This window comes from Curtobacterium sp. VKM Ac-2884 (assembly GCF_015350945.1).
Classification (GTDB): domain Bacteria; phylum Actinomycetota; class Actinomycetes; order Actinomycetales; family Microbacteriaceae; genus Curtobacterium.
The window spans coordinates 477,532-498,578 of sequence record NZ_JADKSA010000001.1 but is presented as its reverse complement, the minus strand read 5'-3'; the positions used below and the strand labels follow the sequence as shown (position 1 = coordinate 498,578).

The window sequence follows — 21,047 nt, the reverse complement described above, 5'->3', positions numbered from 1 at the left end:
TGTCCGACAGGTGGGTTGCGACTACTTCAGGTCGGCTTCGGTGTAGTAGCCGGAGTCGACGAGGACTTCCTTGTAGTTGTCCTTGGTGACGACCGTCGGCTGGAACAGGAAGGTCGGGACGACCTTGACCTTGTTGTCGTAGCTCTTCGTGTCGTTGACCTCGGGCTTGTCACCGGTGAGCAGGTCCTCGGCCATGGTGACCGACTGCTTGGCGAGCTTTCGGGTGTCCTTGTAGATGGTCGAGTACTGCTGACCGGCGATGATCGACTTGACCGAGGCCGCCTCGGCGTCCTGGCCCGTCACGATCGGCAGCGGACGGTCGCTGGTGCCGTAGCCAGCACCCTGCAGCGCCGAGATGATGCCGATCGAGATGCCGTCGTACGGCGAGAGCACGCCGTCCAGCGTGGTTCCGCCCGAGTACGACTTCGCGACGAGGTTCTGCATGCGGGCCTTGGCGGTCGCCGGGTCCCACTGCTGCGTGGCGGCCTGCGAGAGCTGGTCCTGACCGGACTGGATCTTCAGCGTGCCGTCCTCGAGGTACGGCTTGAGGGTCTTCATGGCGCCGTTGAAGAAGAAGCTGGCGTTGTTGTCGTCGAGCGAGCCGGCGAAGACCTCGATGTTGAACGGGCCCTTCTCGCCGGTCTTCTCGCCCTTGTCGTCGAGGACGCCGAGGCCGGTGAGCAGGCTCGTCGCCTGGTCGACGCCGACCTTCTCGTTGTCGAACGACACGTAGTAGTCGACGTTCTTGTTGCCCGTCAGCAGGCGGTCGTAGGAGATCACCTTGATGCCGGCCTTGGCGGCGGCGTCGAGCTGGTCGGAGAGGGCTCCGCCGTCGATCGACGCGATGATGAGGACCTTCGCGCCCTTCGTGATCATGTTGCTGACCTGCTGGGCCTGCTGCTGGACCTTGTTGTCGCCGTACTCGAGGTCGACCTTGTAACCGGCCTTCTCGAGGTCGCTCTTGACGGCGTCGCCGTCCTTGATCCAGCGTTCCGAGACCTTGGTCGGCATGGCGACGCCGACGAGGGCGCCCTTGTTGTCGCTGCTGCTGCCGCCGCCGTCGGTGGACGCGCGGCCACCGGCCGAGCAGCCGGCGAGTGCGATCGCGATGCCGAGGGCTGCAACGCCCGCGATGATCCTGCGCTTCGTCATCGAAGTACCTCTGTTCCTCTCGCGTCGTCCTCGACGCGCTCAGGTGCCGGGGCTGCTGTGCCCCGAGGGATGTGCTCGTGTGAGCGCTCACATACTGGGGCTTTCGTAACGGGGTGTCAACTCGGCGTGACCGTTTCGCGATCTTGCCGCGCGGGCCGGACTGCGCGGTACGGTTGGCCTCGTGACGACCACGACCGCCCCAGGGGGCACGGGCGGCAAACGCCGGAAGGCTCCGACGATCTTCGACGTCGCCGAGCGCGCGGGCGTCTCCCACCAGACCGTCTCGCGCGTGATCAACGGCGACCCGACGGTCCGCGACGCCTTCCGCACGCAGGTCACCGACGCCGTCCACGACCTCGGCTACCGGCCCCGCGCCGCCGCCCGAGCACTCGCCGGGGGGCGGAGCCGCGCGCTCGGCATCATCACCGCGGGCGACGCGCTGTACGGTCCGTCGAGCACCGCGATCGGCTTCGAACGTGCGGCCCGGTCGGCCGGGTACCACGTGCTGCTCTCAACCCTGCCCGAGGACCCGACGCCGTCCGACCTGTCCGGTGCACTCACGACGCTGCTCGCGCAGGACGTCGCCGCGATCGTCCTCGTCGCCGCGGACAACCGGGTGCTCGACGCCCTCGCTTCCCTCACCGTGCCGGTCACCGTGCCCGTCGTGGTGTCGAACGCCGTGCAGCGCGACGCCGTCCGGAACCCGGCGGCGTCGACCGTCGCCGCGGTCGCGATCGACCAGGCCGCCGGCACCGAACTCGTCATGCAGCACCTGTTCGACCACGGGCACCGGCGGATCGTGCACATCGCCGGCCCGCCCGTGTCGCAGGAGTCCGAGGTGCGTCGCGCCACCTACGTCCGGATCATGCAGGACGCCGGCCTCGAGCCCGTCGTGCTCGACGGCGACTGGACCCCGGGGAGCGGCTTCGCGGCCGCACGGCACATCGACGTGACGGCCGTCGACGCGGTGTTCGCCGGCAACGACCAGATGGCGCTCGGGGTGCTCCACGCCTTCGCCGACGAGGGCCTGCGCGTGCCCGACGACATCGCGGTGGTCGGGTTCGACGACGTGCCGGAGGCCGCGCACTTCACGCCGCCGCTGACCACCGTGCGGCAGGACTTCCGGGCGATGGGGGAGCGGGTGCTCGACACCGTGCGGGCCCTGGTCGAGGGCGAGCCCCGCGACGAGACACTGCTCGCCCCGGAGCTCGTGGTGCGCCGGTCGGCCTAGCCGTCACACCAGGAAGCGCAGGGCGTCCGGGCCTGCGGCCTCGCGCATCGCCTCCCAGGTGCGGCGGAGTCCCTCCTCGAGCGACACCCGCGGCGCCCACCCGGTCAGGGTGCGCACGGCCGTGTTGTCCGACAGCAACCGGTCGACCTCGCTCGCCTCGGGGCGCAGCCGCGACTCGTCGACGACGACCTCGGCACGCTGCCCGCTGATCCGCACGAGCATCGCGGCCAGGTCGCCGATCGCGATCTCGTTGCCGGTCCCGAGGTTGAGCGCTCGCCCCACCGCTGCGTCGGACGCGCCGATCGCCAGGAACCCGGCGACGGTGTCGGTGACGTACGTGAAGTCGCGGGTCGGTGTCGTCGACCCCAACCGGATCGAGGACGCGCCTGCGGCGAGCTGCCCGAGGATCGCCGGGATCACCGCGCGGCCGCTCTGCCGTGGCCCGTACGTGTTGAACGGCCGGCACACCGCGACCTCGGTGCCGAACGCCGCGTGGTACGACAGCACCATCGCGTCGGCGGCGATCTTCGACGCGGAGTAGGGCGACTGCGGCTGGGCAGGGTGGGTCTCGTCCATCGGGACGCGCAGCGCGCTGCCGTAGGTCTCCGAGGTCGAGGTGTGCACCATCCGGGCGCCGTGCCGACGGCAGGCGGCGACGACGTTGTGCGAGCCGACGACGTTCGTCTGCACGTACGACTCCGGGGCGACGTACGAGTACGGGATCCCGATGAGCGCGGCGAGGTGGAACACGGTGTCGACACCGTCGACCGCGGAGTCGACCAGGAACGGGTCGCGGACGTCACCGGCGAGCAGCGTCACCCGGTCGTCGTCGGCGTAGCGGGCGAGCCACCCGGCAGCGCCGTAGGGCTTGTAGTGGCAGAGCGCCCGGACGTGGGCGCCCCGCTCGACGAGGGCGTCGACGAGCGTCGAGCCGATGAAGCCCTCCGCTCCGGTGACGAGGACGGTGCGTCCGTGCCAGTGCTGATCGGTCATCGTGGGGTCCTTTCGGAGTCGGTGCGGGCGAGTTCGATCGCCCAGGCCGCGACGGCGTCCGCCGCGGCCGCGTGGGGTGAGGTCGCGTCCGGCAGGTGGTGCGGCGGAGCGGCCGGGAGGCGCGGGTCGGCCCCGGTGGGCGCGGCCAGCGCCGAGACGGCGGCGTCCAGGGCACGGGCGTCCAGGTCGGCGTCGGGCACGACGACGACCCGTGCGCCGGCGGCGACGAGCGCCTCGGCGTTCGCGGTCTGGTGGTCGTCGGTCGCGTACGGCGACGGCACGAGGACGGCGGGCACGCCGAGGTGCTCGACCTCGGCGACGGTGCAGGCTCCTGCGCGGACCACGACGACGTCGGCCGCCGAGTACGCGGCCGCCATGTCGTCGATGTGCGACACGATCGAGGCCACCGCGTCGCCGCCACCGTCGTGCAGTCGTCCGGTCAGTTCCTCGACGTGGATCGGCGACGCCTTGACGAGCATCCGGAAGCCGGTGTCCCACGAGCGGGCGCAGGCAAGGTCGACCGCGGCCCGGTCGAGTGATGCAGCACCGAGGCTGCCGCCGGACACGACGACGAACCGTTCGCCGGGTGCGACGCCGAAGCGCTCGCGGGCGGTGGCGCGCATCGACGCCCGGTCGCAGGACGCCAGCGCGGGGAGGATCGGGATGCCGACCCGGCGAACCTCGGCGCGGCCGGTGAGGCCGGTGCGGGCCGGGTCGAAGGCGCAGGCGACGTGCCGGGCGAGCCGGGCGGCGAGCACGTTCGCGAGCCCGGGCGTCGCGTTCGACTCGTGCACCACGACGGGGATGCGGAGCGTCCACGCAGCGACGACCGCCGGCACGCTCGGGTAGCCGCCGACCCCGACGACGACCTGCGCGCCACGTGCTCGGAGCTGTCGTCGTGCGCGGAGGACGCAGCGCGCGAAGCGCAGGGGGAAGCCGAACGCGCGTCGGCCAACACGGCGCGGGAAGGACTGCATCGGCGTGGTGTCGAGACGGTAGCCGGCGGCGGGGACGAGCCGGGCCTCCAGACGGTCCGGCGTGCCCGAGAAGGTGACGGTGCTGCCGGGGACGAGGCGTTCGATCGCGGCGGCGACGGCGAGGCCGGGGAACACGTGTCCGCCGGTGCCGCCGGCCGCGACGACGACGCGGAGCGGTGCGGAGCCGGAGGCTGGCCGTCCGGCGCGGGGAGAGTGCAGCATGACCATGCCGCAAGGGTGCGGTGCGTGGGTGAGGCGGAGATGAGGTCAGGCGCGGGGCAGGACGACCGTGACCGCGGTGCCGACGTCGTCCGGTCCCGGGTCGAGGCGGATCGTGCCGTGAGCGCCGGCGACGACCTGTGCGGCGATCGCCAGTCCGAGGCCGGAGCCCGGCAGGCGACGTGCCGACGGGGCTCGGTGGAACCGGTCGAAGACCCGGGCTCGGTCCGCTGGTGGGATCCCGATGCCGCGGTCGGTGATGCGCACCACGACCTCGTCGTCGACGGCGCCGACGGACACCGACACGGGTCCGCCGGCACCGTACTTGCCCGCGTTGTCCAGCAGGACGTCGAACAGGCGGGGGAGTCGTCCGTCCGGCACCGACACGAGCACGTGCGCTTCGGGGGCGTCGACGTCGATCGGGACACCCCACCGACGGGCAGCGACCGTCGCGGCGTCGTGCGCCGCCGCGACCACGTCGACCCGGGCCAGCCCGGCGAGCGAGCGGTCACCGCGTGCCAGCTCCGCGAGGTCGTCGATCGTGGCCTGCATTGCGGCGAGCTCCTGCGCCACCGCCTCACGCAGCGAATCACGGGTGGCGTCGTCGATCGGACGGTCCCCACCGAGCAGCTGCAGGTTCGTCCGCAGCGTCGTCAACGGGGTGCGCAGTTCGTGCGAGGCATCAGCGGCGAAGTCCCGTTGGCTGTCGCTCGCGGCGGCCAGTTCGGCGAGCATCTCGTCGAACGCCCCGGACAGCCGACCGAGCTCGTCGTTCCGCCGGATGCCCACACGGGCGTGCGGGTCCGCGGTGTCCCGGACCCGGCGCACCGCGCGGTCCAGACGCTGCACCGGACGGAGGCCGACCGTGGCGACGACGTACCCGGCGACCGCGGCGAGCACGATGCCGACCGCACCCGCGACGCCGAGCGCGATCCACGTGCGGGACACCGCGACGTCGGTCTGGCGGGTCGGGAGCCCGACCATCACCGCACCGTCGGGGCGGATCGGCAGGACCACGACCCGGACACCGTCGGCGGTGTACAACGCCCGGTCCTGCGCCCCGTCGGCGACGGCTCGTGCCGCCGAGGTGACGGCCAGTGGGCCACCGCCCGTCCCGACGGTGACGTCGGACGCGATCAGCCGGGCGCAGGCCGGCTCGACGGCGTACCGGCAGTCCCCGCTCAGGTCGCTGACCGTGTCGGGGTTCGCCTGCGCGAGGCGCTGGACGCGGGTCGCCTCGCGCGACAAGGAGGTGTCGAGCGTGCTGTGCAGCTGGACGGTGACGACGAACCCGGTCAGGACGGCGACGAGCACGACCACGAGGGCGACGACGCCGGCGACGACCGCGGCGAGTCGGCGCCGGAGCGAGCCGGTGCGCCGCACGGTCGGGGTCACGGTTCCAGCCGGTAGCCGAGGCCGCGCACCGCCGTGATCGCCGGGGTCCCCGCGGCGGCGGCGACCTTGCGGCGGAGGCCGCCGACCGCGACGTCGAGGGCGTTCGAGGTCGGCGCCGCGCCGTCCGACCAGACCGCGTCGGAGAGTTCGTCACGGGTGCGGACCCGCTGCGGATCGCGGAAGAGCAGCTCGGCCAGGATCGTTTCGCTGCGGGTCAGGTCGGTGTGGTCGCCGGCGCCCGGTCCGTGGCGCAACTGCCGCTGCTCGGCGTCGAGGGTCACGCCGGACCACGTCGGATCGGGAGCGGAGCCGCCGGTCGAGCCGCCCCGGCGGACGAGGGCTCGCACGCGGGCGCGCAGTTCGTCGACGTCGAACGGCTTGCCGAGGTAGTCGTCGGCGCCGGCGTCGAGACCGGTGACGCGTTCGGCCGGCCGGTCGTGCGCGGTGAGCATCATCACCGGGACCGCGTCACCGGCGGTGCGGAGCGCCCGGCAGACGCCGACGCCGTCCAGGAACGGCATCGCGAGGTCGAGCACCACGGCGTCGGGGTCCTCGCGGACCACCGCGGCCAGTGCCGCCCGGCCGTCCTCGGCCGTGACGACCCGGTGCCCGTCGGTCTCGAGGGCGACGCGGATGCCGAGCAGCACGTTCACGTCGTCGTCCACCACGAGCACCGTCGTCCTGTCCGTCATGCGCGGCATCGTCGCACGGCCTCCGGACCGGAAGCTGAGGGAGCGGGCTGACGGCCGACCCGACCGTCAGCCCGCCGGGCCGACCCGACCGTCAGCCCTTCAGCGCCCCCGACGACAGGCCTGCGACGTAGAACCGCTGCAGTCCGACGTAGAGCGCGATGCACGGGATCATCGCCACCACCGACCCGGCGACGAGGTTGCCGTACGACACCTGCCCGTACGCCCCGGTCTGCAGGTTGAGCAGTGCCACCGGCAGCGTGTAGAGCGAGTCCTTCGTCAGGAACGTCAGCGCCCCGAGGAACTCGGTCCACGACGCCAGGAACGCGTACAGCGCAGCGGTGGCCGCGCCGGGCAGCAGGAGCGGGCGGAGCACCGACACGACGACCCGGAAGCGTGAGGCCCCGTCGACGAACGCCGAGTCCTCGAGCTCGGTCGGGATCGACTCGAACGCGTTCCGCATCACGAACACCCCGAACGGCAGGTTCACCGTCGTGTAGAACAGCACGAGCCCGAGCAGCGAGTTCGTGAGCTTCATGGCGTTCATCTCGAGGTACAGCGGGGTGAGGATCGCCTGGAACGGCACCATCATCGTCAGCAGCACCAGACCGAACACGATGCCCGACCCGCGGAACCGGAAGCGGGCGAACCCGTACCCGGCCATCGTGGCGATCACCGCGGTGAGCACCGCGGTGGCGATCGACACGATCAACGAGTTGAACACGCCGGTCAGCAGGTGTGACGACGAGCTGAAGACGGCGGCGAAGTTCTGCCAGCCGAGTTGGAAGAAGGTCGCGGGGTCGGCGGCCTGGGTGATGACGGCCTCGGACTGGAACGCCCGCAGGATCGACCACAGCAGCGGGACGCCGAAGACGAGCACCGACCCGACGCCGGCGATCACGTACAGGGTGCGCTTGACGGCGGTGTCGCGCGGGTGCCGGACGCTGCCCTGGTGGTGGCGCCGGCGGCGTCCGTCGCCGGTGGTGGTCAGCGTGCGGGTGGACAGGTCCGGTGCCGCGAGGCCGGCACGGGAGGTCGTGGTGCTCATGGCTCAGTCCTTCTCTCGCAGTGCCCAGAACTGGAACACCGTGACGGCGGCGATGACGACGACCAGGGCGATCGACTCGGCGGTCGCGGCGCCGAGCTGCAGGTTGACGAAGCCACGGTTGTAGATCGCGTTGACGATCGTCGTGGTCTCGGTCCCCGGCCCGCCCTGGGTCAGGATGTAGAACTGGTTGAACGCGAGCAGCGAGCCGATCACCGAGATGATGGCGCTGAGGGCGATGGTCGACCGGATCATCGGCAGGGTGATGAGTCGTTCGGTCTGCCACCAGGACGCACCTTCGAGCTGCGCCGACTCGTACACCTCGTCGGGGATGCCCTGCATGGCCGACATCAGGAGCACCATCGTCAGGCCGGACACCGCCCAGACCACGAGCACGCAGATGAGCAGCGTGGCGAGGGGGCCGTTGACGAGCCAGGCGGTGCTGCCGTCGGTGATCCCGAGCCAGCGGAGCACCATGTTGACGGCCCCGGAGTTCGGCTGCGCCTCGAGCACGAGCATGAACGACAGCGTGGTCAGGCCGACGACGTACGGCAGGAAGAACACCGTCCGCAGCAGGGTGCTGCCCCGTCGCCGTGCCCGGATGAGCACCGCCAGGAAGTAGCCGAGCACCAGGATCGGCACCGTCACGATCGCGGTGTACAGCAGCGTGTACCCGATGGCGTGCACGAACGTCGGGTCCTGGAACAGCGTCAGGTAGTTCTGCAGCCCGATGAACCGGTACGGGCCGATCAGGGGCCAGTTCGTGAACGAGATGTAGAGCGCGAACACGAGCGGGGCGAGGACGAACACCGCGACGAAGACGATCGCCGGGGTGACGAGCACGGCGCCGGCGCGGGGCGGGTGCGTGAGCGAGCCGCGGGACGGACCCGAGCGGCCCGAGCGGCCCGGGCGGCCGGCGCCGCGGCCGACGGTCGGGCGGCCGGCGCCGGTCCGTCGGTTGGAGATGGTGGTCATGTCTGCACCTCTCTGTGCAACAAACGAGCGAGCGACGGTCAGGCCTGGACCTGGTCGAGGATGCGGCTGTAGTCCGCCTGCGCCGTCTTCATCGCGGCAGCGGTGCCCGAGCCGAACACGGCCTCGCGGAACATCGCGAAGTACGGTGACGACGGCTGGTTGTTGAGCAGGTTGTACGCCAGGGTCTGCGGCGCGTAGCCCTTGTCGATGGCGTCGAGCGGGCCGAACGCCAGTGGGAACCGCTTCCGGTACTCGGGCGTCGCGGCGTCGGAGCGGGTGGGGAAGTACCCGCCGTCGGGCAGGGCCTGCTGTTGCTGCAGGCCGTTCGCGTACTGCATGAACGCCCAGCCGCCGGAGGGGTTCGCCGCCCCGTTCGGGATGCACATGTTGTCGCCGCCGTCGAAGAACGACCGCTGGCCGTCCCACGACGGGATGAGGACCGTCTGCATCTTCGCCCGCATCGCCTTGGTGGCCGCGGGCACGGTGGCGCCGTACGAGGTCGGGAAGATCCCGACCTTGCCGGCCCGGAAGTCCGCGCCCCACGTTGTCCCGGCGTCCGAGTAGGTCGCCTTCGACAGCGCGCCGTCCTTCCAGAGCTGCCGGTAGAACTCGAGCATCCGCTCCAGTGCCTCGTTGCCGGTGATGTTCGCCGTCTGCTTGCCGACCTCGCCGGACATCATGTCGACGCCGGTCGCCCAGACGTGCGGCTGGGTGACGAAGCCGATGATGCCGGCGGCGTTGCCGGAGATCGACCACCCGTAGACGTCGTCGCCGGTCTTCCGGATGGCCTTCGCCGCCGCCAGCAGGGAGTCGAGGTCCTTCGTGGAGTCCTCGACGTCGAGCCCCGCCCGGTCGAACAGCTCGGTGTTCACGAACAGCTGCGAGTTGTCCGCCAGGTAGGGCAGCCCGTAGTACCGGTCGCGGTACTCGAGCAGTCGCAGGTGGCCCGGTGAGATCGCGTCGAAGTAGTCGAGACCCTTCACCACGTCGGTCAGGTCGGCGAACGCCTCGCGGAAGATGAACAGCTGCGAGTTGATGTCGTCGATGTCCACGACGTCCGGCGGCTCACCACCGCGGATGGCCGTCGCGAGCTTCGTCACGTACTGACCGTCCGGCACCGGGGTCAGCTCGACCTGCAGCTTCGGGTTCGCCTTGTTGAACCCGGCCACGGCCGACGTCAGCCCGGCCTGGGTCGCGGACCGGCACCAGACGTGCACGGTGCCGGTCGCGTCCTTCCCGAAGCTCGCCACCTTCGCGTCGACCTTCGGCAGGGTGCCGGAGCACCCCGCCAGGGCGAGTGCTGCGCCGCCGGCGACACCGCCGACCAGGAACGCTCTGCGGTCCATCAGATCACCGCGCCAGCGGGAGCCACACGCGCATCGGCGCTGCGCCCCGGTTCGCCCAGGCGTAGTAGGGAACCGCGGTCGCGGTGACCGACGGGAGGCCCGTGGTGGCGCCCTGCGAGCCGGCCGCGTCGTCGACGCTGGTCGCGTCCACGGCGTGATCCGATCCTCCAGACCGGCTCGCGTCCAGCCGCTGGTACGGCCACGCTGCCTGCTCGTGTCCGGCAGGGGCGTGTCCGGGCACGCGGAGCGTGACGATGCCGTCGAGCAGGTCGTCGCGACGTTCCTCGGTGATCGGGGCGACCGCGTCGACCGTCAGGTCGTCGACCGTGAAGCCCTGCTGGTCCGCCTGCTCCACCGCGTACACGAGGGGCCCACGCTCGATGGCGACCTGACCGCGGGCGGCGTCGATGCGGGTGTCGGCCACGTACCGGTGCGGCGTCGTGTCGAAGACGAGCTCGACGGTGTCGCCGGCCGTCCAGTGCCGGTCGACGACGTGCAGCGTGCCCGGCTCAGGGTGCGCGGCACCGTCCGGTCCCTGCACCGTCGTCGTGTCCGACCAGACCGGGATCCGCATGCCGAGGGCGAGCGGGCCGTCCTCGGTGACCGTGACGACCACGCGGCCGTCGTGCGGGTAGCCGGTCTCGACCGACACCGGCCCGAGGTCGGCCGTCGCGTACTGGTGGATCTGCAGGCCGCCGTCGGTCGCGGTCGCCAGGTAGCCGTCCAGGCTCGCGAACGTGCGCATGATGTTCGGCGGGCAGCAGGCGCAGTCGAACCAGCCGCGGCGCCCGTGGGCGGGGGAGCGGTTCTCGTCCTGGTGCGCGTGGTCCCGCTGCTGCAGGGGGTTCACGTAGAAGTACTCGGTGCCCGCCAGGCTCACGCCGGCCAGGAACGCGTTGTACAGCAGGCGCTCGATCGCGTCGGCGTAGACCGGCTTGCCGGTGGCGAGCAGCAGGCGCCACGCCCACTGGACACCGCCGATGGCCGCGCAGGTCTCGGCGTAGCCGCGGTCGGTCGGCAGCTCGTAGGGGTCGCCGAACGCCTCCCAGTCCCAGCGCGCCCCGAGCCCGCCGGTGATGAACGCCTTCGTCGCCATCATGTCGGCGAACTGGCGCTCGCTCGCGGCCAGCAGCTCGGTGTCGCCGGTCTCGATCGCGACGTCGACGGCGCCGGCTGCCAGGTACACGGCGCGGACGGCGTGGCCCTCGACGGTCGTGGCCTGCCGGCTCGGCACCCGGTCGGAGAAGTACGTCGGCTCGCCGCCGGCACGCTCGATGATTCCCGTGCCGCGGGCGTCGACGAACCAGTGCGCCAGGTCGAGGTAGTCGCGGTTGCCGGTCTCGCGGTACAGCTCGACGAGGCCCATCTCGACGACGGGGTGGCCGTCGACGTCGCGGGTCTTCGGCGTGCCGTCCGGTGCGGTGCCGTCGCCGAACGTGCGGACCAGGTGGTCGGCGTTCTTGATCGCGACCTCGAGCAGGCCGGTGTCGCCCGTCGCCCGGTGCTGCGCCACGGCCGCCTGGTACAGGTGGCCGGCGCAGTACATCTCGTGGCTCCACTTGAGGTCCGTGTACCGCTCGCCCTTCCCACGGATCTGCTGCACGGAGTCGAGGTAGCCGTCGTCGGCCTGCGCCTGGGCGTACAGGGCGGTGACCTCGCGCTGCAGTTCGAGCAGGTCCTCGGACGGGGCGCGGCCGTACTCCCACGCCACCGCCTCGAGCCACTTCGTCACGTCCGAGTCCATGAAGATCGGGCCGGTGGCCTCGCCCTCCTCGAGCCCGGCGGCGATGCGCAGGTTCCGGAAGTTGCCGGCGGTCTCGAGCAGGGCGTACCCGCCGCGGACCGCGTCACGGCCGTTGCGCTCCTGTCGGAGAGCCCAGAAGCCGCCGGTGATCCGGGCGTCGCCCGTCGGCAGGGGCCGGAGCGTGAGGTGCGCGTCGGCGGTCGGGAGGACCGGGGTCGCGGTGTGCGCACGGCTGTCGGTCGCGAGCGTGGTGGTCATGTCGCCTCCTTGCGATGTGACTGGGACCGTCCCGGTGCCGCCGTTGGTGCAGCGCTCCGGAAAACGGTTTCTGGCGGGGACGCTACGACATCGGTCCGGCGTCCGCAAGAGTTGTGGGCGTTTTTCTGCGTATGCTCATCGTCACGTCCTGCGATCCGGAAAGGAACTTGCCGTGACCCTCGAGCGCACCGGTGCCGACCGCGGCACGCAACCCGTCCGGATCACCGACGTCGCCGCGCTCGCCGGGGTGTCGATCGGCACGGCGTCGAAGGCGCTCAACGGCACCGGACAGCTCCGCGACTCCACCCGGGCGCGGGTCAAGGACGCCGCCGAGAAGCTCGGGTTCGTCGGAGACGCCCGGGCCCGCGCGCTGTCCTCCGGTCGGACCTACACGGTCGGCATGATCACCACCGACTCCTTCGGTCGGTTCTCGATCCCGGTGCTCCTCGGTGCCGAGGACGCCCTGTCCGCCGGGCAGATGGCGGTCCTGCTCTGCGACACCCGCGACGACCACGTCCGCGAGGCCCACTACCTCCGCTCCCTCGCAGCCCGCGGCGTCGACGGGATCATCGTGACCGGACGGTCCGCCGACCCGCGACCGCCGATCGACGTGGCGATCCCGGTCGTGTACGCGTTCACGCCGTCGACCTCGGCCGACGACGTGTCGATCACCCTCGACGACTCCGCCGGGTCCGCGCTCGTCGCCTCGCACGTGTTGACGCTCGGACGGCAGCGGGTCGCCGTCGTCACCGGACCCGCGCGGCACCGTTCCGCCGAACGTCGGGTGGCGGGAGCGGCCTCCGTGCTCGGGTCACGACTGGTCACGCCGCCGCTGTTCGGCGAGTGGTCGGAGCGGTGGGGGCGCCAGGCCGTCGACGTGCTCGCGCGGCAGTCGCCCGACGTCGACGCGATCGTGTGCGGCAGCGACCAGATCGCCCGTGGCGTGTGCGACCGGCTGCGGGAGCTCGGGCGATCGGTCCCCGAGGACGTCGCCGTCACCGGGTACGACGACTGGGACGTGATGGCGCTCGCCTCGAGGCCGCCACTGACGACGGTGGACCTGCGGCTCGAGGAGCTCGGGCGCGTGGCCGGGCAGGCGTTGCTCGGTCTGATCGACGGCGGCGCGGCGGCCTCGGCGACGGTCACCCCGTCCCTCGTCATCCGCGAGAGCACCGCCGGCGCGTAGCCCGCGCCGCCCCGCCGCGCCCCGTCCGCCCTCCCGCCCGCCCGCCCGAGGTTCCGAAATCTCGGCATCTGGGCGGGTCTCCGAGCCGTTCGTGGAACCTCGGCGCGATGTCGGCGGCGAGTCGTGGAACCTCGACGGGGAAGGGTCGGGCGAGTCCTCGGCGCGGAGAGGGCCGTCGGAATGCGCCGAAGGTCGCCGCCCGGAGTTCCCGCTCGGCGCTCGGGGTTCCGAGATTTCGGCATCTGGGCGGGGATCCGGGCCGTTCGTGGAACCTGGGCGTGGCGGGGGCGGCGAGTTGTGGAACCTCGGCGGACGTGAGCGGGGGTGTCGTGGTCAGGCTCGAGATCAGGTGGGAACCGGGTGGGAACCGGGCAGAGCCGGGTGTGGTGCGGACGTGCAGCACAGCCGAGCGGGCGGCGCGCCCGGACGTTGCGAGAGTGAGCGCTCACGTGCCAGGATGTGAGCGCTCACGGAGGACGACGGAGTTCTGGAGGAACGCATGGGCGACGACCCCACCCAGCAGGTCGCGAACGGCCGCACGACACTCGGGATCGAGCTCGGCTCCACCCGCATCAAGGCATGCCTGGTGGACGAGGACCTCGTGCCCATCGCCGCCGGCTCCCACGAGTGGGAGAACGAGTTCGTCGACGGCCGCTGGACCTACTCGCTCGACGCCGTCGAGACCGGTCTCCGGGCCGCCTACGCCGCGCTCATCGCCGACGTCGAAGCGCAGTTCGGCGTGCGTCCGACCACCTTCCGCGCGGTCGGCGTGAGCGCGATGATGCACGGCTACCTGGCGTTCGACGCCGCGGGCGACCTGCTCGTGCCGTTCCGGACCTGGCGGAACACCTCGACCGGGCCCGCGGCCGAACAGCTCAGCGAGGCACTGGCCTTCAACGTGCCGCTCCGCTGGTCGATCGCACACCTGTACCAGGCGGTCCTCGACGAGGAACCGCACGTGGGCGAGGTCGCGGGCATCACGACGCTCGCGGGCTACGTGCACCGACGACTCACCGGACGGAACGTGCTCGGCGTCGGGGATGCCTCCGGGGTGTTCCCGATCGAGGGTGGCCCCGTCGACAGCGGTCCGGGCGACCCCGGCTCCCGCGGATGGGACGAGCACATGCTCGCCACGACGCAGGCCCTGCTCGGCGAGCACGTCCCCGACCTCCGCGCGGTCCTGCCCGAGGTGCTCGTCGCGGGCGAGGAAGCCGGATCGCTCACCCCCGAGGGGGCCGCGTGGCTCGACCCCACCGGCACGCTCGAACCCGGCGCGCCGCTCTGCCCGCCCGAGGGCGACGCCGGCACCGGCATGGTCGCGACGAACGCCGTCGCACCCCGCACCGGCAACGTCAGCGTCGGCACGAGCATCTTCGCGATGGTGGTCCTCGAGCACCCGCTCAGCACCCCGCACGAGGAACTCGACGTCGTGACCACCCCGGCGGGCGACGCCGTGGCGATGGTGCACTGCAACAACGGCGCCAGTGAGATCGCGAGCTGGGCGAAGGTCTTCGGACGGTTCGCCGAAGCGGCCGGGCAGCCCCTCGACGTCGACACCGTCTACGCGACACTGCTCACCGAATCGATCGCGGACAGCACCGACCCCGACGCCGGCGGCCTGCTCTCGTTCAACTACCTGGCCGGCGAACCCGTCACCCACGTCGAGGACGGCCGGCCCCTGCTGCTCCGCACCCCCGACGCCCGCTTCACCCTGGGCAACCTGGTCCGCTCCGAGGTGCACGGCGCGTTCGCCACCCTGGCGATCGGCATGGACGTGCTGCACGGCGAGCAGGTGCAGGTCGACCGGATGACCGCGCACGGGGGGCTCTTCCGCACGCCCGGTGCCCCGCAGCGACTGCTCGCCGCGGCACTGCGGGTGCCGATCGCCCTCGAGGAGACCGCGGGCGAGGGCGGGGCCTGGGGCATCGCCGTCCTGGCCGCCTACCTCGAGCACACCGACCAGCAGCTCGCCGACTTCCTTGCGGACACCGTGTTCGGCGGGGACGCCGTGCACGTGGCTGAGCCCGAGCCGGCCGACGTCGACGGCTTCCAGACGTACCTCGGCCGGTACCGCGCTGCCCTGCCCGTCCAGGCCGTGGCGGCAGCGGCGACCGGACCCGAGACGACCGGAACCGGTGCCGCAGCGGCGACCGGACCTGAGACGACCGGAACCGGTGCGGCAGCCGCCCCCGGCGCCGACGCGACCACGACCCGAGGCGAGGGGACGGCGGGAGCCGAGCCGCGCCTCCCGGCAGAGCAGGAAGTGACCAGATGACCAGCGCAACCGACCCCGACACCCAGCGGGCCGTCGCGACCACCCGGGAACGCGTCGCCCGCCTGCACGGCGAACTCGTCCGCTACGGCCTGGTGATCTGGACCGGCGGCAACGTCTCCGAGCGCGTGCCCGGCACCGACTTGTTCGTCATCAAGCCGAGCGGCGTCTCGAGCGACGACCTGACCCCGGAGAACCAGGTCGTCTGCACCCTCGACGGCGAGCCGGCCGACGGCTGGGGCAACGAGCACGGACCGAGCTCCGACACCGCAGCGCACGCCCACGTGTACCGGAACATGCCCGAGGTCGGCGGTGTCGTGCACACCCACTCGACGTACGCGACGGCATGGGCCGCACGAGCGGAACCCATCCCGTGCGTGATCACCGCGATGGCCGACGAGTTCGGCGGCCCGATCCCGGTCGGCCCGTTCGCGATCATCGGCGACGACTCCATCGGCCACGGCATCGTCGAGACGCTGACCGGCCACCGATCCCGCGCGGTCCTCATGCAGAACCACGGCGTCTTCACGATCGGCAAGGACGCGAAGGACGCCGTCAAGGCCGCCGTGATGTGCGAGGACGTCGCCCGCACCGTGCACATCGCGAAGCAGGGCGGGGACGTGGTCCCGATCGCGCAAGCAGACATCGATCGACTCTTCGATCGCTACCAGAACGTCTACGGACAGAACCCCGAAGGAGCCATGCGATGACGCAGGACACCCCGACGCACGACACCCCGACGCACGACACCACCGTCGACCCCCAGGCCACGCTCGACGGCTACGAGGTCTGGTTCCTCACCGGTTCCCAGGGGCTGTACGGCGAGGAGACGCTGCGCCAGGTCGAGGAGCAGAGCAAGGCCGTGCACGCCGAGCTGGCCGGCGCGCTGCCGGTCAAGCTCGTCTGGAAGCCGGTCCTGAAGGACGCCGACGGCATCCGGCGCGCGCTCATCGAGGCCAGCGCCGACGACAAGGTCATCGGCGTCACCACCTGGATGCACACCTTCAGCCCCGCGAAGATGTGGATCGGCGGCCTGCAGGCGCTGACGAAGCCGCTGCTGCACCTGCACACGCAGGCGAACGTCACGCTGCCGTGGGCGGACATCGACTTCGACTTCATGAACCTCAACCAGGCCGCGCACGGCGACCGTGAGTTCGGCTACGCCCTGGCACGCCTCGGTGTCCGGCACGCCACCGCCGTCGGGCACGTCTCGGACCCCCGCGTCCAGCAGCGCGTGTCGAACTGGACCCGCGCCGCAGCCGGCGCCGCAGCCGTCCGCGAGCTGAAGCTCACCCGCTTCGGCGACAACATGCGCTACGTCGCCGTCACCGAGGGCGACAAGACCGAGGCCGAGATCGAGCTCGGCGTGCAGGTGAACACCTGGGCGGTGAACGAGCTGGCCGCAGCGGTGTCCGCCGCATCGGACCACGAGATCGACGCGCTGCTCGCCACCTACGACGCGTCCTACGACCTCGTACCGGAACTCCAGGAGGGGGGCGACCGCCGAAGCGCGCTCCGCGACGGCGCCGCGATCGAGATCGGCCTCCGCACCCTGCTCGCGCAGAACGGGTCCGCCGCCTTCACCACCAACTTCGAGGACCTCGGCACGCTCAAGCAGCTGCCCGGCCTCGCGGTCCAGCGCCTGATGGCCGACGGTTACGGCTTCGGCGCCGAGGGCGACTGGAAGACGGCCGTCCTGGTCCGTGCGATGAACGTCGCCGGCGCCGGGCTGCCCGGTGGTGCGAGCCTGATGGAGGACTACACCTACGACCTCACCCCGGGTGCCGAGAAGATCCTCGGTGCCCACATGCTCGAGGTCTCGCCCACGCTCACCACCACGAAGCCGACGCTGGAGATCCACCCGCTCGGCATCGGCGGCAAGGACGACCCGGTCCGCCTGGTCTTCACGGCCGACTCCGGCGAGGCCGTGGTGGTCGCGCTCTCCGACACCCGCGACGGCTTCCGCCTGACCGCGAACGTCGTCGACGTCGTCCCGCCGACCGAAGCCCTGCCGAAGCTCCCCGTCGGCCGAGCCGTCTGGGAGCCGCGTCCGTCGTTCCCCGTCGCCGCCGAGGCCTGGCTCACCGCCGGCGCCGCCCACCACACCGTGATGACGACGGCCGTCGGTCTGCAGGTGGTCGAGGACTTCGCGACCATGGTCGGCACCGAGTTCCTGGTCATCGACGAGCACACCACCGCCCGCGGCTTCCGCGACGAGCTGCGTCTCCAGCAGACGTGGCACCGTCTCGACCGCGGCTTCTGAGGAGTCAGGACCCCACGATGAGCGACGTGATCGCGACCGAGCGCACCCGGACGAACTGGGCGGGCAACGTCACCTACCGGGCGTCCGGTCTGGCGCGTCCGACGTCGGTGGCCGCGTTGCAGGAACTGGTCGCGTCCACACCGCGCCTGACGGCGCTCGGCTCGCGACACTCGTTCAACACCATCGCCGACACCGACGCCGTGCAGGTGTCCCTGCAGGACCTGCCGCCGGTGCTCGACATCGACACGTCGCGTCGGGTGGTCCGCGTTGCCGCCGGCATGACGCACAGTCAGGTCGCGGCCGGTCTGGAGGCCCGTGGCTGGGCACTCGGGAACCTCGCGTCCCTGCCGCACATCTCCACGGCCGGGGCCGTCGCCACGGGCACGCACGGCTCCGGCGTCCGCAACCCGTCGCTCGCGCAGGCGGTGGTCGGGCTCGACGTCGTCCGCGCCTCCGGCGCGATCGAGCACGTCGATGCGTCCTCGCCGGACGGGGCCCTCGATGCCCACCGGGTGGCCATCGGCGCGCTCGGCGTCGTCACCACGGTGGAGCTCGCGATCGAGCCGACGTTCCAGGTCGCCACGACGGTGCACCTCGACCTGCCGTGGGACGCGGTGTCCGCCCACTTCGACCAGGTCATGTCCGACGCCTACTCGGTGTCGATGTTCACCTCGTTCGACGACCGCGGCGCCCGGCAGGTCTGGGTGAAGCACCGCGTGGACGAGCCCTCGCCCACCGTGGACCTCGTCGCCCTCGGAGCGCGGCCCGCCACCGGCCTCGTGCACCCGGGGGAGAACGACCCCGCCGGCGTCACCGAGCAGGGCGGCGTCCCCGGGCCGTGGGCCGAGCGGCTGCCGCACTTCCGGTCCTCGTTCACCCCGTCGACCGGGGCCGAGATCCAGGCCGAGTACTTGATCCCGGCAGCGTCGGCAGTGTCCGCGCTCGAGGCCCTCCGTCCGCTCGAGTCGGTGTTCGCGCCGATCCTCATCGCCGCCGAGATCCGTACGATCGCGCCCGACACCGCCTGGCTCGCGCCGTCGTCCGGTCGGCAGTCGGTCGGCATCCACTTCACGTTCCGCCGGGACGCCGCTGCCGTGGCGGCCGCGGTGACGCGGATCGAGGAAGCGCTCGCGCCCTTCGACCCACGGCCGCACTGGGGCAAGGTGTCCGGCGTGAGCGTCGAGCGCCTGCACGGGGCGTACCCGCGGCTGTCGGACTTCGCTGCGGTCGCCCGCGACGTCGACCCCACGGGCCGGTTCCGCAACGCGTACCTGGCGCGTGTCCTGTCCTGACGGGGCGTGGCGCGTGGCACCACGACTGGGGCGTGCGCGTGACGACACCGGTTCCGTAGCCTCCTCGGAGGCAACGGAGGGGAGCGCAGTGACGCTGCCGATCGCCGGGTGGTACCCGGACCCGCAAGACTCGAACCGCACACGGTGGTGGGACGGAGCGCGTTGGGGAGCGCTCGCACCCCAACCTGCTGTAGCTGTCCCCACGCCACAGTGGGAGCCGGCACCGCGTCCGCCCGCGCCGTCGGAGTACCGCGCGGCCGTCACCGAGCAACCGCTCCGCGGGCGGAAGGCACGGATCGCCAAGGACCGGGCGACCCGTGCAGCGAACCCGTTCGGGTACGCCGGGCTGGTCCTCGCGCTGCTCGGGTTCATCGTCAACGTGTTCGCGATCCCCGGCATCCTGGGGATCGTCTTCGGCGCGATCGGCCTGGCACGCGCCGGGCAGCTCACCGGGCAACGGATCACCGGATTCGGAGTCTCACTCGCAGCGGTCGTCCTCGGGCTGGCGGCATCGGCTGCCGTCGTCGTCCGAGCGGCACAGCTGCTCGCGTGACGACAGGTGTCCCGCATCGTTGAGCGCGATGCGGGACACCCTGGTCCTCAGTCCCTGCGGGACAGGTCGATCAGGAGCCTGACCACGGTCACGAGCAAGCTCGCGATCCCCAGCCAGGGCACCCGACGCCTGGACCGATCATCGGTGTCGTTCGACATCGGTGACCTCCTGGTGTCGTCGCCGGCTGACACGAGGAGCTTCGACCGAGGGATGCGTCGCCGAGCGTGCTCGGCTACCATCGGTTCCGAGCGTTGGACTCGGGATGGTTGGTGCATCCCTTGGCTTTCCACTCGGAAGGCGAATCGAAGCCCGGAACTGTTGTCGCAGTCCCGGGCTTCGTACTTCCGCCCGGATCGCGCTCCGGCTGTGGCGCGACCGGGTCAAGCCTACGACGAACTGTCCGGTGACATTCCGGCCGTCGCTCACAGCGGTTTCCCGTCGGATGTGCGGGCGACCCGCCGGTTGGTCGCTGGGAGCGCACATGTGCATCCTCAAAGGTCGGGGGATGGCGAACTTCAACCGCATCCTCGGCATGGCCTCGAAGGTCATCGACAAGCAGCTCCAGAAGCGTGGGCAGGGGGACGGTGCGCCCGGCAACGGAGCGCAGCGCGCTGGCGGGACCGACTGGCGTGACGTCGTCCGCGGCGCAGCGGACCGGCTGACGGGCGACGATCGGAGCCAGCAGCAGCGGCCGCAGCAGCGGCCCCAGCCGCAGCAGCGGCCCCAGCAGCAGTACGGCCAGCAGCAGCAGTACGGCCAGCCGCAGCAGCAGTACGGCCAGCCGCAGCAGCACGGCCCGGCCGACTCGGACAAGGTCGCCCTGGCGAAGTACGACTACCTGCTCCGCACCTCGTCGCCGGACCAGCTCGAGCAAGTCCACCACGACGCCTTCGCCCGCCTCACCCCGGCGCAGCGGCAGCAGGTGCGCAACCGCCTGAACTCGGAACTCCCGCCGCACGAACACCTGCGCGACGACTCGGCCGGCGGCATGGCGCGCGCGATGACCCGCGGCGAGGTCCGCCGTCCGGGCCTGATCCGCCGCGTCCTCGGCGGCTCGAGCAACGGCAACGGCAACGGCCGCGGGCGTGGTGGTGCCTTCGCCGGGGGTGCTGCGGTCGGCGCCGGTGCGATGGCGCTCGGCGGCATCGGTGTCGCGGTCGCCGGGGGAGCGGTGCTGAGCGCCGCCGCCGGGCCCGTGCTGGCAGAGGCCGCGAACCTCGGCGTCGACTTCGACGGCATCGCCTCGGGCATCGGCGACCTCGGACTGGCCGACCTCGGAGCCGACCTCGGCGGCGGCTTCGAGGGGATCGCGGGCGAGGGTGAGCAGCTCCTCGGCGGCCTCGGCGAGCAGGCGTCGGGCCTCGGCGAGCAGGCATCGAACCTCGGCAACGACTTCCTCGGGGGCCTGTTCGACCGCTGACCCTCGCCCCTCGGGTGGACTCGGTGCAGATCCATCG

17 protein-coding genes are annotated in these 21,047 nt (G+C 71.8%); 8 read left to right on the top strand and 9 right to left on the bottom strand.

Going from position 1 to position 21,047, the window contains the following annotated elements; translation table 11 throughout:
- Positions 1 to 21 precede the first annotated feature (21 nt).
- A complete protein-coding gene (gene chvE, locus ITJ60_RS02355; RefSeq protein WP_123672475.1) occupies positions 22 to 1,152 on the bottom strand; it encodes a multiple monosaccharide ABC transporter substrate-binding protein in 1,131 nt (376 codons plus the stop codon).
- Between the two features lie 181 nt (positions 1,153 to 1,333).
- Between chvE and ITJ60_RS02350 the strand changes: the two genes are divergently transcribed.
- The gene (locus tag ITJ60_RS02350) at positions 1,334 to 2,383 is read left to right on the top strand and encodes a substrate-binding domain-containing protein (RefSeq protein WP_194646710.1); all 1,050 of its coding nucleotides are present in this window, start codon (positions 1,334 to 1,336) and stop codon (positions 2,381 to 2,383) included.
- A gap of 3 nt (positions 2,384 to 2,386) precedes the next feature.
- Here ITJ60_RS02350 and ITJ60_RS02345 read toward each other — a convergent pair whose 3' ends face one another.
- The 8 genes from ITJ60_RS02345 to ITJ60_RS02310 all read right to left on the bottom strand — a co-directional run bounded on the left by ITJ60_RS02345 (position 2,387) and on the right by ITJ60_RS02310 (position 12,024).
- Positions 2,387 to 3,376, bottom strand: a complete 990-nt coding sequence (locus ITJ60_RS02345; RefSeq protein WP_194646708.1) for an SDR family NAD(P)-dependent oxidoreductase — start codon at positions 3,374 to 3,376, stop codon at positions 2,387 to 2,389.
- Entirely contained in the window at positions 3,373 to 4,581 is a 1,209-nt protein-coding gene (locus ITJ60_RS02340) for a UDP-N-acetylglucosamine--N-acetylmuramyl-(pentapeptide) pyrophosphoryl-undecaprenol N-acetylglucosamine transferase (protein ID WP_194646706.1), read from the bottom strand. The genes ITJ60_RS02345 and ITJ60_RS02340 overlap by 4 nt, the downstream gene beginning before the upstream one ends.
- 39 nt (positions 4,582 to 4,620) lie before the next feature.
- Entirely contained in the window at positions 4,621 to 5,967 is a 1,347-nt protein-coding gene (locus tag ITJ60_RS02335; RefSeq protein ID WP_194646704.1) for a HAMP domain-containing sensor histidine kinase, read from the bottom strand.
- Entirely contained in the window at positions 5,964 to 6,659 is a 696-nt protein-coding gene (locus ITJ60_RS02330; protein ID WP_228509686.1) for a response regulator transcription factor, read from the bottom strand. The genes ITJ60_RS02335 and ITJ60_RS02330 overlap by 4 nt, the downstream gene beginning before the upstream one ends.
- A gap of 91 nt (positions 6,660 to 6,750) precedes the next feature.
- A complete protein-coding gene (locus tag ITJ60_RS02325; RefSeq protein WP_123291928.1) occupies positions 6,751 to 7,704 on the bottom strand; it encodes a carbohydrate ABC transporter permease in 954 nt (317 codons plus the stop codon).
- A 3-nt stretch (positions 7,705 to 7,707) separates the two neighbouring features.
- Positions 7,708 to 8,676, bottom strand: coding sequence for a carbohydrate ABC transporter permease (locus ITJ60_RS02320; protein WP_194646700.1), 969 nt, complete (start codon positions 8,674 to 8,676; stop codon positions 7,708 to 7,710).
- A 38-nt stretch (positions 8,677 to 8,714) separates the two neighbouring features.
- Positions 8,715 to 10,022, bottom strand: a complete 1,308-nt coding sequence (locus ITJ60_RS02315; protein WP_194646697.1) for an ABC transporter substrate-binding protein — start codon at positions 10,020 to 10,022, stop codon at positions 8,715 to 8,717.
- A gap of 4 nt (positions 10,023 to 10,026) precedes the next feature.
- Complete coding sequence (locus ITJ60_RS02310) at positions 10,027 to 12,024, bottom strand: glycoside hydrolase family 127 protein (RefSeq protein ID WP_194646696.1); 1,998 nt, start codon at positions 12,022 to 12,024, stop codon at positions 10,027 to 10,029.
- 172 nt (positions 12,025 to 12,196) lie between these two features.
- On the opposite strand from ITJ60_RS02310, the gene ITJ60_RS02305 reads away from it, so the two are divergent.
- The 7 genes from ITJ60_RS02305 (at position 12,197) to ITJ60_RS02275 (ending at position 21,010) form a co-directional block, all read left to right on the top strand.
- Positions 12,197 to 13,210 (top strand): LacI family DNA-binding transcriptional regulator, encoded by a 1,014-nt coding sequence (locus ITJ60_RS02305; RefSeq protein WP_194646694.1) that lies wholly within the window; start codon positions 12,197 to 12,199, stop codon positions 13,208 to 13,210.
- A 499-nt stretch (positions 13,211 to 13,709) separates the two neighbouring features.
- Positions 13,710 to 15,485: a xylulokinase gene (locus tag ITJ60_RS02300; protein ID WP_194646692.1), complete on the top strand. Its 1,776-nt coding sequence runs from the start codon at positions 13,710 to 13,712 to the stop codon at positions 15,483 to 15,485.
- Positions 15,482 to 16,192 carry an L-ribulose-5-phosphate 4-epimerase gene (locus tag ITJ60_RS02295; RefSeq protein ID WP_123338704.1) on the top strand — a complete coding sequence of 237 codons (711 nt, stop codon included), beginning with the start codon at positions 15,482 to 15,484 and terminating at the stop codon, positions 16,190 to 16,192. The genes ITJ60_RS02300 and ITJ60_RS02295 overlap by 4 nt, the downstream gene beginning before the upstream one ends.
- Positions 16,189 to 17,745, top strand: a complete 1,557-nt coding sequence (gene araA / locus ITJ60_RS02290; RefSeq protein WP_194646690.1) for an L-arabinose isomerase — start codon at positions 16,189 to 16,191, stop codon at positions 17,743 to 17,745. Before ITJ60_RS02295 ends, araA begins: the two co-directional genes overlap by 4 nt.
- Positions 17,746 to 17,762: 17 nt before the next feature.
- Positions 17,763 to 19,037 carry a D-arabinono-1,4-lactone oxidase gene (locus ITJ60_RS02285; protein ID WP_194646688.1) on the top strand — a complete coding sequence of 425 codons (1,275 nt, stop codon included), beginning with the start codon at positions 17,763 to 17,765 and terminating at the stop codon, positions 19,035 to 19,037.
- An 88-nt stretch (positions 19,038 to 19,125) separates the two neighbouring features.
- The gene (locus ITJ60_RS02280) at positions 19,126 to 19,590 is read left to right on the top strand and encodes a DUF2510 domain-containing protein (RefSeq protein ID WP_194646686.1); all 465 of its coding nucleotides are present in this window, start codon (positions 19,126 to 19,128) and stop codon (positions 19,588 to 19,590) included.
- Positions 19,591 to 20,095: 505 nt separating this feature from the next.
- Positions 20,096 to 21,010 (top strand): cation-transporting ATPase, encoded by a 915-nt coding sequence (locus ITJ60_RS02275; RefSeq protein WP_194646683.1) that lies wholly within the window; start codon positions 20,096 to 20,098, stop codon positions 21,008 to 21,010.
- Positions 21,011 to 21,047 lie beyond the last annotated feature (37 nt).

Excerpts from the sequence above, each read along its gene's own strand:
- chvE (WP_123672475.1), bottom strand. The coding sequence starts at position 1,152 with ATGACGAAGCGCAGGATCATCGCGGGCGTTGCAGCCCTCGGCATCGCG.
- ITJ60_RS02345 (WP_194646708.1), bottom strand. The coding sequence starts at position 3,376 with ATGACCGATCAGCACTGGCACGGACGCACCGTCCTCGTCACCGGAGCG.
- ITJ60_RS02340 (WP_194646706.1), bottom strand. The coding sequence starts at position 4,581 with ATGGTCATGCTGCACTCTCCCCGCGCCGGACGGCCAGCCTCCGGCTCC.
- ITJ60_RS02330 (WP_228509686.1), bottom strand. The coding sequence starts at position 6,659 with ATGACGGACAGGACGACGGTGCTCGTGGTGGACGACGACGTGAACGTG.
- ITJ60_RS02325 (WP_123291928.1), bottom strand. The coding sequence starts at position 7,704 with ATGAGCACCACGACCTCCCGTGCCGGCCTCGCGGCACCGGACCTGTCC.
- ITJ60_RS02320 (WP_194646700.1), bottom strand. The coding sequence starts at position 8,676 with ATGACCACCATCTCCAACCGACGGACCGGCGCCGGCCGCCCGACCGTC.
- ITJ60_RS02315 (WP_194646697.1), bottom strand. The coding sequence starts at position 10,022 with ATGGACCGCAGAGCGTTCCTGGTCGGCGGTGTCGCCGGCGGCGCAGCA.
- ITJ60_RS02310 (WP_194646696.1), bottom strand. The coding sequence starts at position 12,024 with ATGACCACCACGCTCGCGACCGACAGCCGTGCGCACACCGCGACCCCG.
- ITJ60_RS02300 (WP_194646692.1), top strand. The coding sequence starts at position 13,710 with ATGGGCGACGACCCCACCCAGCAGGTCGCGAACGGCCGCACGACACTC.
- ITJ60_RS02295 (WP_123338704.1), top strand. The coding sequence starts at position 15,482 with ATGACCAGCGCAACCGACCCCGACACCCAGCGGGCCGTCGCGACCACC.
- araA (WP_194646690.1), top strand. The coding sequence starts at position 16,189 with ATGACGCAGGACACCCCGACGCACGACACCCCGACGCACGACACCACC.
- ITJ60_RS02285 (WP_194646688.1), top strand. The coding sequence starts at position 17,763 with ATGAGCGACGTGATCGCGACCGAGCGCACCCGGACGAACTGGGCGGGC.
- ITJ60_RS02275 (WP_194646683.1), top strand. The coding sequence starts at position 20,096 with ATGGCGAACTTCAACCGCATCCTCGGCATGGCCTCGAAGGTCATCGAC.